Origin of the sequence: Terriglobus sp. RCC_193 (assembly GCF_041355105.1) — a bacterium.
Taxonomy (GTDB): domain Bacteria; phylum Acidobacteriota; class Terriglobia; order Terriglobales; family Acidobacteriaceae; genus Terriglobus.
The window spans coordinates 38,029-52,853 of record NZ_JBFUPK010000005.1; the positions used below are offsets into that span (position 1 = coordinate 38,029).

Annotated in this window: 22 protein-coding genes; 1 reads left to right on the plus strand and 21 read right to left on the minus strand. The window is 58.2% G+C overall.

What is annotated here, in order from left to right; translation table 11 throughout:
* Positions 1-149 precede the first annotated feature (149 nt).
* From rplF to rplX, 5 genes are all read right to left on the minus strand, one after another.
* Positions 150-689, minus strand: coding sequence for a 50S ribosomal protein L6 (gene rplF, locus AB6729_RS17875; RefSeq protein WP_371083021.1), 540 nt, complete (start codon positions 687-689; stop codon positions 150-152).
* 221 nt (positions 690-910) lie between these two features.
* Positions 911-1,309, minus strand: coding sequence for a 30S ribosomal protein S8 (gene rpsH, locus AB6729_RS17880; protein WP_371083022.1), 399 nt, complete (start codon positions 1,307-1,309; stop codon positions 911-913).
* A gap of 161 nt (positions 1,310-1,470) precedes the next feature.
* Positions 1,471-1,656, minus strand: coding sequence for a type Z 30S ribosomal protein S14 (locus tag AB6729_RS17885; RefSeq protein WP_014787182.1), 186 nt, complete (start codon positions 1,654-1,656; stop codon positions 1,471-1,473).
* Between the two features lie 24 nt (positions 1,657-1,680).
* Complete coding sequence (gene rplE, locus AB6729_RS17890; RefSeq protein WP_371083023.1) at positions 1,681-2,220, minus strand: 50S ribosomal protein L5; 540 nt, start codon at positions 2,218-2,220, stop codon at positions 1,681-1,683.
* 211 nt (positions 2,221-2,431) lie between these two features.
* Positions 2,432-2,758 (minus strand): 50S ribosomal protein L24, encoded by a 327-nt coding sequence (gene rplX / locus AB6729_RS17895; RefSeq protein ID WP_371083024.1) that lies wholly within the window; start codon positions 2,756-2,758, stop codon positions 2,432-2,434.
* Positions 2,759-3,037: 279 nt separating this feature from the next.
* On the opposite strand from rplX, the gene AB6729_RS17900 reads away from it, so the two are divergent.
* Positions 3,038-3,883, plus strand: a complete 846-nt coding sequence (locus AB6729_RS17900; protein ID WP_371083025.1) for a TIGR03435 family protein — start codon at positions 3,038-3,040, stop codon at positions 3,881-3,883.
* A gap of 9 nt (positions 3,884-3,892) precedes the next feature.
* Here AB6729_RS17900 and AB6729_RS17905 read toward each other — a convergent pair whose 3' ends face one another.
* The 16 genes from AB6729_RS17905 to AB6729_RS17980 form a co-directional block, all read right to left on the minus strand.
* Complete coding sequence (locus AB6729_RS17905) at positions 3,893-4,096, minus strand: hypothetical protein (protein WP_371083026.1); 204 nt, start codon at positions 4,094-4,096, stop codon at positions 3,893-3,895.
* A 124-nt stretch (positions 4,097-4,220) separates the two neighbouring features.
* On the minus strand, positions 4,221-4,592 hold the full coding sequence (gene rplN / locus AB6729_RS17910) for a 50S ribosomal protein L14 (protein ID WP_047496466.1): 372 nt from the start codon (positions 4,590-4,592) through the stop codon (positions 4,221-4,223).
* Between the two features lie 188 nt (positions 4,593-4,780).
* Positions 4,781-5,098, minus strand: coding sequence for a 30S ribosomal protein S17 (gene rpsQ, locus AB6729_RS17915; protein ID WP_371083027.1), 318 nt, complete (start codon positions 5,096-5,098; stop codon positions 4,781-4,783).
* A 2-nt stretch (positions 5,099-5,100) separates the two neighbouring features.
* On the minus strand, positions 5,101-5,355 hold the full coding sequence (rpmC, locus tag AB6729_RS17920) for a 50S ribosomal protein L29 (RefSeq protein WP_371083028.1): 255 nt from the start codon (positions 5,353-5,355) through the stop codon (positions 5,101-5,103).
* Positions 5,356-5,398: 43 nt separating this feature from the next.
* Positions 5,399-5,845: a 50S ribosomal protein L16 gene (rplP, locus tag AB6729_RS17925; RefSeq protein WP_371083029.1), complete on the minus strand. Its 447-nt coding sequence runs from the start codon at positions 5,843-5,845 to the stop codon at positions 5,399-5,401.
* A 124-nt stretch (positions 5,846-5,969) separates the two neighbouring features.
* A complete protein-coding gene (gene rpsC, locus AB6729_RS17930; RefSeq protein ID WP_047496476.1) occupies positions 5,970-6,638 on the minus strand; it encodes a 30S ribosomal protein S3 in 669 nt (222 codons plus the stop codon).
* 114 nt (positions 6,639-6,752) lie between these two features.
* Entirely contained in the window at positions 6,753-7,274 is a 522-nt protein-coding gene (gene rplV / locus AB6729_RS17935) for a 50S ribosomal protein L22 (protein WP_371083030.1), read from the minus strand.
* A gap of 54 nt (positions 7,275-7,328) precedes the next feature.
* Positions 7,329-7,610 carry a 30S ribosomal protein S19 gene (gene rpsS, locus AB6729_RS17940; protein ID WP_083343527.1) on the minus strand — a complete coding sequence of 94 codons (282 nt, stop codon included), beginning with the start codon at positions 7,608-7,610 and terminating at the stop codon, positions 7,329-7,331.
* Between the two features lie 21 nt (positions 7,611-7,631).
* Positions 7,632-8,456, minus strand: coding sequence for a 50S ribosomal protein L2 (gene rplB / locus AB6729_RS17945; RefSeq protein ID WP_371083031.1), 825 nt, complete (start codon positions 8,454-8,456; stop codon positions 7,632-7,634).
* A gap of 140 nt (positions 8,457-8,596) precedes the next feature.
* Positions 8,597-8,890 (minus strand): 50S ribosomal protein L23, encoded by a 294-nt coding sequence (locus AB6729_RS17950; protein WP_047496489.1) that lies wholly within the window; start codon positions 8,888-8,890, stop codon positions 8,597-8,599.
* Positions 8,890-9,564 (minus strand): 50S ribosomal protein L4, encoded by a 675-nt coding sequence (gene rplD, locus AB6729_RS17955; RefSeq protein ID WP_371083032.1) that lies wholly within the window; start codon positions 9,562-9,564, stop codon positions 8,890-8,892. Before rplD ends, AB6729_RS17950 begins: the two co-directional genes overlap by 1 nt.
* A gap of 184 nt (positions 9,565-9,748) precedes the next feature.
* Positions 9,749-10,483 carry a 50S ribosomal protein L3 gene (gene rplC / locus AB6729_RS17960; protein WP_371083033.1) on the minus strand — a complete coding sequence of 245 codons (735 nt, stop codon included), beginning with the start codon at positions 10,481-10,483 and terminating at the stop codon, positions 9,749-9,751.
* Positions 10,484-10,547: 64 nt separating this feature from the next.
* Positions 10,548-10,868 (minus strand): 30S ribosomal protein S10, encoded by a 321-nt coding sequence (rpsJ, locus tag AB6729_RS17965; protein WP_014787197.1) that lies wholly within the window; start codon positions 10,866-10,868, stop codon positions 10,548-10,550.
* A gap of 357 nt (positions 10,869-11,225) precedes the next feature.
* Positions 11,226-13,481: a GH92 family glycosyl hydrolase gene (locus AB6729_RS17970; protein WP_371083034.1), complete on the minus strand. Its 2,256-nt coding sequence runs from the start codon at positions 13,479-13,481 to the stop codon at positions 11,226-11,228.
* Between the two features lie 224 nt (positions 13,482-13,705).
* A complete protein-coding gene (locus AB6729_RS17975; RefSeq protein ID WP_371083035.1) occupies positions 13,706-14,431 on the minus strand; it encodes a YcbK family protein in 726 nt (241 codons plus the stop codon).
* A gap of 316 nt (positions 14,432-14,747) precedes the next feature.
* A partial coding sequence (locus AB6729_RS17980; protein WP_371082605.1) for a hypothetical protein occupies positions 14,748-14,825 on the minus strand: 78 nt, incomplete at its 5' end.

Genomic DNA, 14,825 nt, shown 5'->3' on the forward strand with positions numbered 1-14,825 from the left:
ATCTGCGTTCGGTATGGTGAGCGATGGCATCTCGTCCATCGCCTCGGGTTGATGTTTCGTTGGAACCGGCTCGCTCGAAGCGAGCCGGCCCATACTCTATCCACCGCCTCGAAAACACGTGCAAAGCACGTCGAGAACGATGCGAAGCACTACTTCGAGCCGGTCTTGCCGACCTTCTTCTTCAGCTTCTCGTCCGAGTAACGTACGCCCTTGTTCTTGTACGGATCAGGCTTACGCAGCGAACGCATGTCAGCGGCCACCTGGCCAACCTTCTGGCGGTCGATACCCTCAACCGTCAGGTGCGTCTGCTTCGGATCGATGGTGACGGTAATGCCGGTGGGCAGCGGGAACTCAATCGGGTGGGAGTAGCCGAGCGTGAATACAACCATGCCCGCGCCCTTCATCTCAGCACGGTAACCGATGCCGACGATGTCCAGTTCCTTCTTCCAGCCGTTGGTCACACCCTCAATGGCGTTGAACACCAGGGCGCGAGCCAGGCCATGAATGGCCTTCTGCGAATCGTTATCGCGCACAGCGTGCACGAAACCATCCTTCTGCTCCAGGCGGATGCCGGTGGGCAGAAGTGCATTCGTGGTGCCCTTGGGGCCAGTTACTTCAACGATGTTGCCATTCACCGTGTACTTCACAGTGGTAGCAACAGGAATCGGCTTCAAACCAATACGTGACATTTACTTTTCCTTGCGGCTTGCGAGTCCCGGACTCTGCAACCAGTTAGTCTTGCGAACTAACTACCGGCAGACCGTTCCACTGCAGCCACCGCAGATCGCTCCGCGGGAACAACTTGTACTGCGAAAATTAAGAACTACATCCAGAGCAACGCTCTGGCCACGATACGGTGCGGTTGTAAGTTCACGCCGCGAAGAGCGGCGTCGAGAACCGCACGAAGTGCCTACCAGACGTGAGCGAGAACTTCTCCGCCTACGTTTTCCTTGCGAGCGGTGCGGCCCGTCATCACACCCTTCGGCGTGGTGAGGATCGAGATACCAAGTCCACCCTGTACGCGGCGGATATCCTGAGCGCCGAGGTACACACGCGAACCAGGCTTGGAGATGCGCTTCAGGTCGAGGATGGCGGAGGTGCCTTCGGCGTCGTACTTCAGGTACACGCGCAGGGTGCGGTGGTTCTCTTCCTCAACCGTCTTGTAGTTGGTGATATAGCCCTCTTCCTTCAGAATGCGGGCAATCTCAGCCTTCAGGTTCGAGGCAGGAACATCCAGCTTCTGGTGGCGGGCATTGATGGCGTTACGTACGCGCGTCAGGAAGTCTGCTACTGGGTCGGTCAGGTTCATGATGACTCTTCTCTCTACCTCCCGTTCTCTGCGAGCCATGCGCTGGCAGAACTGACGAAGGATTTGGTAATCGTTACTCTCGTGGATCGTTGCTCCCGCTACTCACGCACCCTGCTCTAACGAGAGCAACAAGAAACGTGAGCAACGAGGTAACGCAAGCACTACCAGCTGCTCTTTACGACGCCTGGGATCTCGCCCTTGAGTGCAAGGCTACGGAAGCACAGACGGCAGATACCGAACTTGCGCAGAAACGCGCGGGGACGGCCGCACAACTGGCAACGGTTATGCTGGCGGCACTTAAATTTGGGCTTCTTGGCGTCCTTGACTGCCTTTGCAGTAGTCGACATATTTTTCTCCGATCCTTATCTGGGCTATGCGCGGAACGGCATGCCGAAGTGCTTGAGGAGGACGCGCGCGCTGTTATCGTCCGCAGCGGTCGTCACGATGGTCACGTTCATGCCCTTCAGCTTCTCCACCTTCGAATAATCGATTTCGGGGAAGATGAGCTGGTCACGCAGACCGAGCGTGTAGTTGCCGCGGCCGTCGAAGCTCTTCGAAGAAACACCCTTGAAGTCGCGCACGCGGGGAAGAGCCACGCTGATCAGGCGATCCAGGAACTCGTACATTGTCTCGCCGCGCAGGGTAACCATGGCGCCGATCGACTGGCCTTCACGCACCTTGAACTGAGCGATGGACTTCTTCGCCTTGGTCAGAACCGGCTTCTGGCCGGTTACGGCTGCCAAATCGCTGACCAGCGGGTCAATGATCTTGTTGTTCTGCGTCGCCTCACCGAGGCCCATGTTGATGACGATCTTCTCGATCTTCGGCACTGCCATCACATTCGTGATGCCCAGCTCCTTCTGAACGGCCGCCTTCAACTCGTTTGCATATTTCTCACGGAGTCGTGCCACTGTCGTTACTTCGCTTTCTCCACGGTCATCGGATTGGGCTTCGATTCGCATCACGGCCCGTATACCGTTTCGTGGGGTGTTCCTGTGATCTGGATTGCTGTCCGCTTGAGAACTTCGCCGGAACGCACCTGGCCCAACATGTGGGGTAGCCCAGAGAGGTCTTCCAACGAACAGCGCAGGCGCTTGCGCACCTGCTGTTATCAAAAACTGTTTACTTCACCTTCGGGTAAGCAATCACTTCGCCGGTCGTCTTGGCAATGCGCTCACGCTTGCCATCTACCACGCGAATGTTGATCCGAGTCGCCTTACCGTTGCCGTCCACCAGAGCCACGTTGGAGAGGTGAATTGCTGCTTCCTGCTCCAGAATGCCACCCTTGATGTTCGCCTGCGGATTCGGCTTGACATGCTTCTTGATCATGCCGATGCCCTGCACGAGAACGCGGTTCTTGTCGGTAACAATGCGCAGAACGCGGCCAGTCTTACCCTTGTCCTTGCCCGCCAGAACAACCACGGTGTCATTCTTCAAAACATGTGCCATTTTCAGTACTCCTATCCCGCGCCGTGGTCCCGGACACAGGCCTCTGCGAGTACCTCCGCAGGTCGAGGGGATGCAGTTGGACCAAACTTGTCTACTTTACGCGAATTTACGCCTCAATACAAGCTTTTGGGCATGAAATTAGATCTACCATCATTCCGTTGCAGCATCAGACGATGGAATTCGTCTATCTGTGAGATTCTCAACTCCTCGCAGGGAGATTCCGCAATGAGGTTCAGGGTTTCAACTCGAGCGTTCTCCGGCTTCGCGATCTGTTTGATCATGCTGTCCGCGCATGCGCAGGCTATCGCCACGCCGGGCCCCACCTTCGAATCTGCCTCCGTGAAACCGGCTCCGCCTGAAGCCCCGATGGAAGGCCTGGGCTTCATGATCCCGCTCGGCCGCGCGCAAACACCACACGGCCTGCTCACGATGACCGGCCCGCTCCCGCCGCTTATCGTGTTCGCCTACGACGTTAAAGATGAAGTGGAAGCCCGCGCCATGCGGTCGCGCCTGCCCGAGTGGGCACGAAGCCAGAAGTACACCATCGTCGCCCGCCCACCGGAAAACGCGCAGAGCATGGAAGACATTCGCCTCATGCTGCGCAACCTGCTAGAAGACCGTTTCGCCATCAAGGCTCATCGCGAAAGCCACACCGCCAACGTCAACCTGCTGAACGTGGCGAAGCCTGGAACAACCGGCCCAAACCTGCAGCCCCACACAGCCGCCTGCATAAAACCCGGCACACCGGCACCAGAAACACAACCCGGCAAACCAGCTCCACAAACCTGCGGCCTGCAGATTAGCCGCAAAGAGGGTGGCATGATGCACGTCAGCATGATCGACGTCTCCATGCCCGAAGCCTGCACCCTCTTCGGTGGCCTGGGAGGCGTTCTCGGCGGTCGCGGCATGGATCGCATGGTGGACGCAACCGGCCTCACCGGCCACTACGACATGACGCTCGACTTCCAGATCGACGAAGCCAATGCACCACAGACCAACAGCGATGGCGACGGCCCGACCTTCACCGGCGCGCTGGAAAAACAACTTGGCCTGAAACTGAAAAAAGGCTCAGGACAGATCGAGGATCTCATCGTCGACCGCATTGCCCAGCCCACGCCAGATTAACTTTGGAAGTTATTCACGCGGTCCGCTCAACCGAAACACCACAATTCCAACCGCAATCGTGATGATCAGTGCAATCGGCGCAGCCAGCATCGCCAAACCGATATCCGTCTGCGCCCGATTGCCGCCTCCATGCGAAACCCACCGGGTCATCACGATCATCGCGCCATAGAAACTGACAATCAAAGTCAGGCCACAAATCAGAAGCGGCACCATACCACGCATACAAAAAGCATACGCTTCGTAGCAATGGCGCCTGGAATCGGAAAGGCCCACAAAAGCAAAACGGAGAGCGCCCGAAGGCACTCCCCGCTTTGAATGGTTTTCGTGGAACGAAAGCTTAGATAACTTCCGGAGCCAGCGAAACGATCTTCAGGAACTTCTTGTCGCGCAGCTCGCGGGCCACGGGTCCGAATACACGGGTTCCCACCGGCTCGCCTGCGTCGTTGATCACGACGGCTGCGTTCTGATCAAAGCGGATGTAGGTTCCGTCCTTGCGGCGCGCTTCCTTGCGGGTGCGCACGATCACGGCCTTCACAACCTTGCCCTTCTTCACGGTGCCGTCCGGCGAAGCTTCCTTCACCGCGGCCGTCACCACATCGCCCAGACCAGCCTTCTTACCCAGACCGCCACCGAGCGGCAGGATGACCTGCAGACGGCGTGCGCCAGAGTTATCGGCTACGTCCAGAATCGTACGCATTTGTACGGACATTGCTTCTTCTCCTGACCTTCGAGGCTTCTGGAGCCCAAGGCCGGGGGCTATCTCGCCCCAGTGAAATCCACTTGATGGTCGCGGCCGCGGAGCGGATCGCTGAACAACCTCTTCAACGATCGTCGCGCTGGACGCGTCATGCCCATACTGTTACCGAACGATGCCGGTAACGGGCAAACTCTTCTATCTTACTTCGCAGCCGGAGTCGCTTCGCTCAGGCTCGAGCGGCGAACGATCTCTTCGAGGTTCCAGCGCTTCAGCTTGCTGGTGGGACGGGTCTCGCGGATGCGGACCTGATCGCCCACGCGGGCCGAGTTCTGCTCATCATGCGCATAGAACTTCTTGTTCGACTTCACGATGCGCTTGTACTTCGGGTGCGCCTTGCGCATTTCCACCGAAACCACGATCGTCTTGTCCATCTTGGTCGAGGTCACCAGGCCGATCTTCTCGGTGCGGTGGCCAATCTTCTCTGCCGTAGCAGTAGTCGTAGCAGTCGTCTCAGCCATCGTTATGCCTTCTTCGCCTTACGGGTCTTCTTCGCGGGCGCAGCCGACTCCGTCGGAGCCGTCGCCTGGCCAAGCTCACGCTGGCGCGCCACAGTCTTAATGCGCGCGATGTCTTTCTTCAGTTCGCGCAGCTTGTTCACGCCTGAGGCATCGCCCAGGCTCTTCTGGAAGCGAACGCGGAAGAGCTGCTCGCCCGCCTGGGCCTGCTGCTCCTTCAGTTCGCTGTCCGTAAATTCGCGGATCTTGGTCAGTTCCATTTCAATCTCTCATTCAGCGTCTGCATTCAAAGACGCTATGCAGTTACGCGGCTGCAGCAGCCTTGGGGTCAATCGCCTTGATGTTCGGACGCTGCACGAAGACGGTACGCAGCGGGAGCTTGTTCGATGCAAGCCGCATGGCTTCCTTCGCAACTTCCACGGAAACGCCTTCCATCTCGAAGAGCAGCTTGCCAGGGCGGACAACCGCAACCCAGTGATCCAGCGCACCCTTACCAGAACCCATTCGAACTTCTGCGGGCTTCTTGGTGATCGGCTTGTCCGGGAAGATCCGGAGCCACACCTTACCACCACGCTTGATGTAACGGGTCATTGCGATACGGCTTGCTTCGATCTGACGATCGGTGATGTAACCGCACTCCACGACCTTCAGGCCGTAGTCGCCAAACGCAAGCTCGGAACCACGCCATGCCTTACCGCGCATCTTGCCCTTTTGCTGCTTGCGGTACTTAACCTTCTTGGGCTGCAACATAACTGCACTCTTTCCCGCTGCGGCCTTGGCGTCACTTACCGAATAAGTGGCCCAGTCTCCGCGCGCCTTCTGTTCTTAGTGTTAGGCGGGGCTGATTGCTCAACCCCGCAATGATGCTCGCTACTTAGAACGCACCTGTCGTCGTCACGTTGTCGCGGCGGCGCTTCTGCTCGTAGATATCGCCGCGGTAGACCCAGGTCTTTACGCCGATGATGCCGTAGGTGGTCTTCGCTTCGGCAAAGCCGTAGTCGATGTCTGCGCGCAGCGTGTGCAGCGGCAGGCGACCCTGCAGATACCATTCGGAACGTGCGATTTCGTTGCCGTTCAGACGGCCCGAAACACGAACCTTGATGCCCTTGCAGCCGAAACGCAGAGCCGAATCAACGCTCTTACGCATCGCGCGACGGAACGACACACGCTTCTCCAGCTGCAGAGCGATGTTCTCTGCCACCAGCTGCGCATCCAGTTCCGGCTTATTCACTTCCAGAATGTCGATGAACACTTCGCGGTTCGTACGCTTCTGGATGTCTGCCTTCAGCTTGTCGATCTCAGCGCCCTTGCGGCCGATGATGATGCCCGGACGGGCGGTTTTGATGATGAGGCGAAGCTTGTTGCCTGGGCGCTCGATCTCGACGGACGAGACACCAGCGGCCTTCAGCTTTTCGCGCAGCTCAGCCTTGAGCTTCACGTCCTCAACCAGCAGCTTGTCGTAGTCACGCTCCACAAACCAGCGCGACTTCCACGGCTTGTTCACGCCGAGGCGGAAACCATACGGATGGACCTTCTGACCCATAACTTAATCCCTTCACTTCGCGTCCGGAGAACATTAGTTCCGAACTTACTCAGTACTTACTCGCCGCATCAACTTCTCGGCGATGCCGGGCCGGCTTACAGCCCGGCCAGAAATTTACGCAGTCGCAGCAGCCTTCTTGCTCGCGGCCTTCTTCGCCGGAGCCTTCTTGGCAGCAGCCTTCTTTGCCGGAGCAGCCTTCTTCTTGCCACCTTCCGCAACCGCTACCGGAGCCTCAGTCTGCTTCGTTGCCTCAACAGACTTCTTCTCCGCCACCGTCACGATGATGTGAGCAAGGCGACGCTGATAGCGGAACGCACGGCCCATGGGGGCAGGGCGGATACGCTTCATGCGCGGGCCTTCGTTTGCAACGGCCTGCTTCACGAACAGGCGATCGATATCCAGATCAAAGCCCTGTTCCTGGCTCAGGTAGTTCGCGTTCTGCACTGCGGAACGCAGTGCCTTCTCCACAACGGGAGCGATGCGCTTGCGGGCGAACATGAGGGTGTTCAGGGCGTTCTCCACGCTCTGTCCCTTGATCATGTCCAACACCAGCTTCGCCTTCTGCGGGCTGGTCCGCTGGAACCGCGCCTCGGCGCGGAACTCACGGATTGCACTCTTCTCGGCTGTCTTCGCCATATCTCTTCCTTATCGCGCTCCGGCAACACCGGAGGCTGACGTACTTAATCTGACTTAGCGGCCCTTGGCCGTCTCAGCCTTCGCTGCGTGGCCCTTGAAGGTACGCGTTGCGGCAAACTCGCCCAGCTTGTGTCCCACCATGTTCTCCGTCACGTAGACCGGGATGAACTTCTTACCGTTGTGCACGGCAATGGTGTGGCCCACGAACTCCGGGAAGATGGTGGAACGACGCGACCAAGTCTTAACGACTTCCTTCTTGTTCGCGGTGTTCAGCACCTCAACCTTCGTCATCAGGTGGGCGTCGATAAATGGGCCCTTCTTTGTAGAACGTGCCATGTTTTCCTCTCGCTCCCTGAATTACTTGCTGCGGCGGTTCACGATGAACACATCGGTCCGCTTGTTGTTACGGGTCTTGTAGCCACGTGTCGGCTGTCCCCACGGCGTAACAGGATGACGTCCGCCTGAGGTCTTACCTTCACCACCACCGTGCGGGTGATCCACAGGGTTCATCGAGACACCACGGTTTGTCGGACGGATACCGCGCCAGCGGCTTGCACCGGCCTTACCCAGCGAGATGTTTTCGTGGTCCGTGTTGCCTACCTGGCCAACCGTTGCCATGCAGTCCACCAGCACGCGGCGGGTTTCGCTGGAGGGCAGCTTCAGCAGGGCGTAGTCGCCTTCCTTGGCAACCAACTGCGCGGACGAACCGGCAGAACGCACCATCTGCGCACCCTTACCCGGACGGAGTTCCACGTTGTGAACCGTCGTACCGGCAGGGATGTTGCGCAGCGGCAATGCATTGCCAACCAGAATGTCAGCGTCGGGACCACTGGTCACCGTCATGCCAACCTTCAGGCCAACCGGCTGAATGATGTAGCGCTTCTCGCCGTCCTTGTAGCTGATCAGAGCAATGCGCGAGGAGCGGTTCGGATCGTATTCGATCGTCGCAACCGTTCCGGGTACACCGAACTTGTCGCGCTTGAAGTCGATAATACGAAGCTTCTTCTTGTGGCCACCACCGTGATGACGCATCGTCATCTTACCGGAGGAGTTACGTCCGCCTGTGCGCTGCTTGGTTGCCAGCAGCGGCTTGTACGGCTCGTTCGTCGTGATGTCCGAGTTCACCAGCTTCGACTGGAAGCGCAGTGTCGGCGTAATCGGTCGGAATGTCTTAATCGGCATTTCCCTAACTTCCTTGCCATCCGCATAGCTAGTCAGGCGCGCGGATTGGGGTTACTTCGTGTACTCAAGCCATCAAGTTCACTTACTGCGCGAGGTCGGCTGACTTGCTCACTCGCTGACTTGCTGACCTGTTTCGCTCCTTAGAGCGAGTTGACATACTCCGGCATCTTCGAGCCCGGAACCAGGCGCACATACGCCTTCTTCCAGTCAGGCTTGAAGCCGGTAAAGCGACCGCGGCGGCGCTCCTTGCCCAGGTAGTTGGCGGTACGAACCGCGGCAACCTTAACCTTGAACAGGTTTTCCACTGCATGCTTCACTTCATTCTTCGTCGCGCCAGCAGCAACCTCAAACACCAGAGTGCCTTCGGTCTCCTTGGCGATCATGCCCTTTTCCGTAATCAGCGGGCGGCGAATGGTGGTGTAAACAGTTGCCATTACGCAACCTCCTTCTTCGCAGCCAGCTTACGGCGCGACACATTCTTCTTCAGGACTTCCTGCAGAGCCTCAATGGCATCCTGCGAGAAGATCGCGTGCTCATAGCGCAGCAGGTCGTAGGGGTGAACCTCCGAGCTCAGCACCAGCTCCACACCGTCCAGGTTGCGCGAACCCAGAAACAGGTTGTCGGTCAGCTTCTGACCGCTCTCGACCAGCAGCGCGGTCTTCTTCGCTTCCAGCTTGTCCAGCGCCTGACGGTACAGCTTGGTCTTCGGCTCGGCAACTTCCAGCGAGGAAACCACGGTCAGCTTGCCGTCCTGCAGCTTCGAAGCAAGAGCCGAGCTCAATGCACCAAGGAGCTTCTTGCGCGGGAACGCATACTCGTACGAGCGGGGCTGAGGTCCGTGAACCGTACCACCATGACGCCAGATAGGCGAACGCACCGAACCCACACGGGCACGACCGGTTCCCTTCTGCTTCCACAGCTTCTTGCCGGAACCCGACACGAGCTTCTTGTTCTTGGTGGCGGCGGTTCCCTGACGGAGAGCAGCGCGGTAGTGCTTCACCGACTCCCAGAGCAGGGCCTCATTCACTTCGACGCCGAATACTTCGTCCGCAAGCTCCAGCTCGCTGACTTTCTTCCCGCCGAGATCGACTACGTTAATCTTTGCCATCTTGCTTCCTCTGGCCCTCGTTCTATTGCGAGCGCCCTAAGTTCAATTTGTCATCCCGCTGTCGACTTACTCATTCCGACCAAGTCCGCAGACGATGCGATGTACTACAAAAACAACTTGAAACCACTTACAGCGGAAGGCGCCCAGAACCGCGCCGAAGGCGCATGTCGCTGGACGCGCAGTCCTACTTCTTCTTACCCGAAGCCTTCTTCGAAGCCTTCAGCGGGTCAACCGTGCCCGAACCGGCGAATCCACGACGCTCACGCGGCGGGTTCTTCGACTTCGAGATCAGGATCACGCCATCACGGGGTCCCGGAACCGCACCCTCAACCAGGAGGAGGTTGTCCTCAAGGTCAATACCGCGGATGCGCAGGTTGCGAACCGTGATCTGCGCGTCACCGTGGTGACCCGGCATACGCTGGCCCGGGAATACGCGCGACGGGAACGACGATGCACCAATCGAACCCTGAATCTGGAACATGTGGCCGTGCGACTTGGGACCGCCGCCGAAGCCGTGGCGGCGAACAACGCCAGCAAAACCACGACCCTTTGACTTACCGATGATGTCCACAAAGCGCTCGCCGTCGAACAGGTCAACCAGAATACGGTCGCCAGCCTTCACAGCGCCTTCGCCTTCGTTGTCACCCGTGGTGGACTCAATGCCCACCTCGCGGATCTCACGCACCGGCGGAGCATCGCTCTTCGCCAGGTGACCAGCCATACCCTTGGTCAGCTTGGAGGCCTTCACGAACTCCACCAGACCAATCTGGGCGGCGTCGTAGCCGTCTGTCTTCTGCGTCTTCACCTGGGTGACAACGCAGGGGCCAACCTTGATTACGGTGACCGGGTGCACTACGCCGGCGTCGTCAAACACCTGCGTCATACCAATCTTCTTGCCGAGCAAACCTGTTACTGCCATGTGATTCTCTCCTCATCATGCCCGCGCACGCAGCGGGGCACTGCCGGTTTATTGAAATTTGGTGTTACCTGGTTACGGTCTTGATTTCCACGTCCACGCCAGCGGGCAGGTCGAGCTTCATCAGCGCGTCCACCGTCTGCTGCGTCGGTTCCAGGATGTCGATCAGCCGCTTATGCGTACGGATTTCGAACGCCTCACGCGACTTCTTGTCGACGTGCGGGGAACGGAGCACGCAGTACTTGTTCTTCATCGTGGGAAGGGGAATCGGACCCGCAACCTGTGCTCCGGTGCGCTTGGCGGTCTCAACGATCTCGCCGGTCGACGTGTCCAGGACACGATAGTCATACGCCTTCAGGCGAATGCGAATTCTCTGCTGTGCAGCCATGTGTTCGAACTCTCTCTACGCAAAGATCTACAACTGCGGCTGGCCTTCAGACCAACCTTTTGAGTGTAACCGAAACACGACGCCTTCTCCACAGAAAAGTGCGGTGAAACGGCAAAAAATGTCAGGAACCACCGCGCCGGACCCCGCTACCCCATGTTGAAAGGAGCCCCAGGTCCCGAACCAGCCGCCAATACCGCAAGCGACCTTCACGCAGCAGACAACTGATCATAGCAGCATTTCTGCCAAAGATTAACCAACGTCCACCAACAACAAGACAAAGAAAACGGCATCTGCACCATTCCCAGTGCAGATGCCCTTTCCGACTTTCAGAAATCATTACGCCTTCAAGCCAAATTGCTATGCTTTCACGGTAAACCGCAGCGTCGACGCCTTCACCAGATCGCCATGCGCAATCACATCGCCTGCGTGCGCCTTGCCGTTCACTGCAAGGGCCGCCCGATACGGCTTTGCCGCAGGATCACCCACAGCCTCTACCGTGAAGCTGCTTCCCTTCAGTCCGCGGCGGACCTCCGCCTTCTGCCACATCGGCGAACCCAGCATCCACTCCGGTTTGCCCGGGCACAACGTGTACAGCCCCAGCGACGCCAGCACGTACCAAGCGGCCATCGAGCCGGTATCCTCATCGCCGCTGAAGTTCTCCGGCGAATACAACTCATTCAGCACCTTGCGCACCCACTTCTGGGTCAGGTCCGGGCGACCGCCCACCGTGAACATCCACAGGATGTGGTGCGACGGCTGATTCGAATGCGCGTACTGCCCAAAGCGCACCGCAGCCATCTCGCTCATCTCGTGAATCTCCTGGTGATACACGCCCACTTCGAAACGTGGCTCCTGCTCCACACACTTCACCAGTTCCGCAACGAACGTATCCTTGCCACCAAAGGCCTCGTTCATCATGGCCTCAGGCTCATGCGGAACAGACCACCGATGCTGCCACGCCCCGCCTTCCACATAGGGCGATCCCCACTGATACTGCCGGAACTCCGGCGCCCACTTGCCATCCGCATTCTTGCCACGGAAGAACTTCACCTGCGGGTCCCACATCATGCGCCAGTTCTTCGAACGCTTTGCAAAGAACGCAGCGTCTTCGGAGTGTCCCAGCTTCGCCGCAATCTGCCCGATGCAGAAGTCACCATAGTGCGCGTCAAGCGACTCCACGCAAGCCTGTTCCACTTCATCGTTCGGCACGTAACCAAGCCGCTGATACGAAGCCGAACCGCGACGTCCGTAGCCCTTCTCCGGATCGCCTACCTGCGTCGCATGTTTCTTCAACAGTTGATACGCGGCTTCGCGATCGAAGCCCGGGATGTCCTTCACCACTGCATCGCCAAACAGCGAATCGATCAACGACCCCGTCATGCATGCGCGATAACCCGGGCACGGAAATTGCGGCATCCATCCGCCTTCGGTGCCAGCGTTCACCCAGCTTTGCAGAATTTCGCCCAGCCGCTCCGGATACAGCAGCGTCATCATGGGATACCACGCACGATAGACATCCCAGTAGCCGTGGTCCGCATACATCACACCAGGTGTCAGCTTGCTGGTGTACGGGCTCATATGAACGGCCTTACCGTCGGCGTCAATCTCATGCCAGATGCGCGGAAACAGCAGCGTGCGATACAGGCATGAGTAGAACGTGCGCATCTGTTCTTTACTTGCGCCATGAATCACAACGGCACGGAGATGCTCTTCCCACATAGCCTTCGTCTTCGCTTGCACCGCATCAAATCCGTTCGATCCAACCTCCTCCTGCAGCGTGTGCTCTGCCTGTTCAAACGAGATGAAGGAATGTGCAATCGCGACCTCAACCTTCGCTGCTTTCAAATGCAATACGCCAACCACGCTGCCGTTGTTATTGCGGCCTGTGGCATTGCTCTTCAGTGCCTTCTGCTCAAACGAGGCACCGGTCGCACCACGCAAAACGTAGTACGTTGCAAACCCTTCCGGTGTACCGCCCGCACTTGCAGAGGTCTTCCATCGCAACGTGGAAGAAGCTGCGTCCCACTGAAATTCCGCGCCCTTTTCCGGCACGTCAATCACCAGCGATACGTCATCACCCAGTCGGCTCGCTGCACGCAGTACCGCACCACGACAGGTCGGTGTCAGCTCCGCATCGATACAGTAGCGCAGCAGGTTCATCCTGAAGCCATACGGATGCGCCACCAGCTCGTCTGGACGATACGAAGTAGCACGCGCTGACGCACGCACATCCGGCTCGCCTGTCACCGGCAGAATTGTGGTGAAGCCATAATCGCTGAGCCAGGGGCTCAACTGGTGCGTTAGGCGGAAACCCTGAATTCGCTGATCCATCGGTGAGAACATCCATGGCGATCCGCTGCGCGACTCCAGCGTCCAATGCGCCATACCAAACGGTTCCGCGGCAATCGGCAGCGTATTGCCGCGAGAAAACTGCGGGTTCGAGTTCGTCCCCTGCAACACATTCACGTAATCGCTCAATACAGCGGTATGCACCTGCGTTGCAGATGTAGCACTATGCTTCTGCGCAGCGGCATCCACAGTCAGAGCAGGCGTACCGGCAGCTACGGCCAGAGCGCCGGTGCCTTTTAGAAAATCGCGTCGTGTTGCAGCCATGTGGGTAGGTCCTTACCGGAAATCCGCGCACAACATGCCAGATACACATTGCGCACGCATCAAGCAGTCTATCCGCAACGGCACTGCAGGATGTGTGAGCTGGTGATTCTCCCCGGTGAATTTGGGGATTTCACCTTTGCAAACAAATCGCGACGCGTCCAGTTCCACACATAGAAAAGCCCGGTCCATTGGATCGGGCTTTGGCTAACTTGATGACTTCGAGTTTAGGTACGTGAGTGCCGACGCTTGCGTCTGGAAGCATGCGGGGCATACGTCCACTTGCGGACTGGCCCCGTATCGACATGCACAAATTGACTCTTCGGGTAGTAGCCAACACCACCTGCGTCGAGTGATAACGCTGCATCGCGCAGACGCGCTGCGGGAACGCCTTCCACACGCATGTCAACAGCCTTTGCTTCAATGTGCTGCGAGTGCTCCGCTGCATTCGTTGTTCCGCTGGCACGCAACGCATCATTCGTTTCCTGCGAACGATAGGCCGAAAGCACATTGATCACGCCGCCAGCCTTACCCACCTTCGCCATCACCGTATGCAGAACGTCAAAGGTGCGCGGATCAAACGTGGTGACTTCCTGGTTGTGGCTGTCACGGAGAAAGTGGTTCAGCCTGTCCAGCGCTTCGGGGATATAGGTATCCCCCACGCGATACACCACGTCGATCATCTCGCCGCCCTGATGGGCAAACTTCAGTTCGTACTTCTGGCCATCAGAGGGTGCGGAGTCGTCACCCTCGATCGGCAGCAGGCCCAGACCAGGTAGAGTAGCATTCACGAAAGCATGAGCTACGGCGCGAATGCGCGGGTGCTTGCGCGCTTCAAACTTGCGGGCACTGGCGGATGGCGCGGTCATCCCGAGCGCCACAAGGACGCCGAAAGCGGTAACTGCGCGAGCAGACACAAGGCCGAGATTCAACGAAGAGAAACGCAGTGGCACAGCGACAGAAGCTCCTGGGTTCGATTCGCAGCGCCGATCTGGTGATCGTCTTCGTTGTGTTCCGTAACCGCCAGAATCACAGGAAGCTTTACCCAAGTTCAGCCCTAGGACTCCCATAGTATGCCAATTGGGGTGATCCCGGCACAATACTTGTGTCACAATTCGCGCCGTGTTAGCCCCGGCAGCGAAGAAGAGTTTTGGCTGTAGAGCAACAAAAAGACCCGATCCATAGAGGACCGGGTCTTTCTTGTTACTTGGCCCTTCATTCCGCCTCGAACCGCGTCGCGCGAGCGACATCGAGAACGGCACGAAGTGGTTACTTGACGATTTCGGCGATGGCGCCAGCGCCGACGGTGCGACCGCCTTCGCGGATGGCGAAGCGGAGACCCTTTTC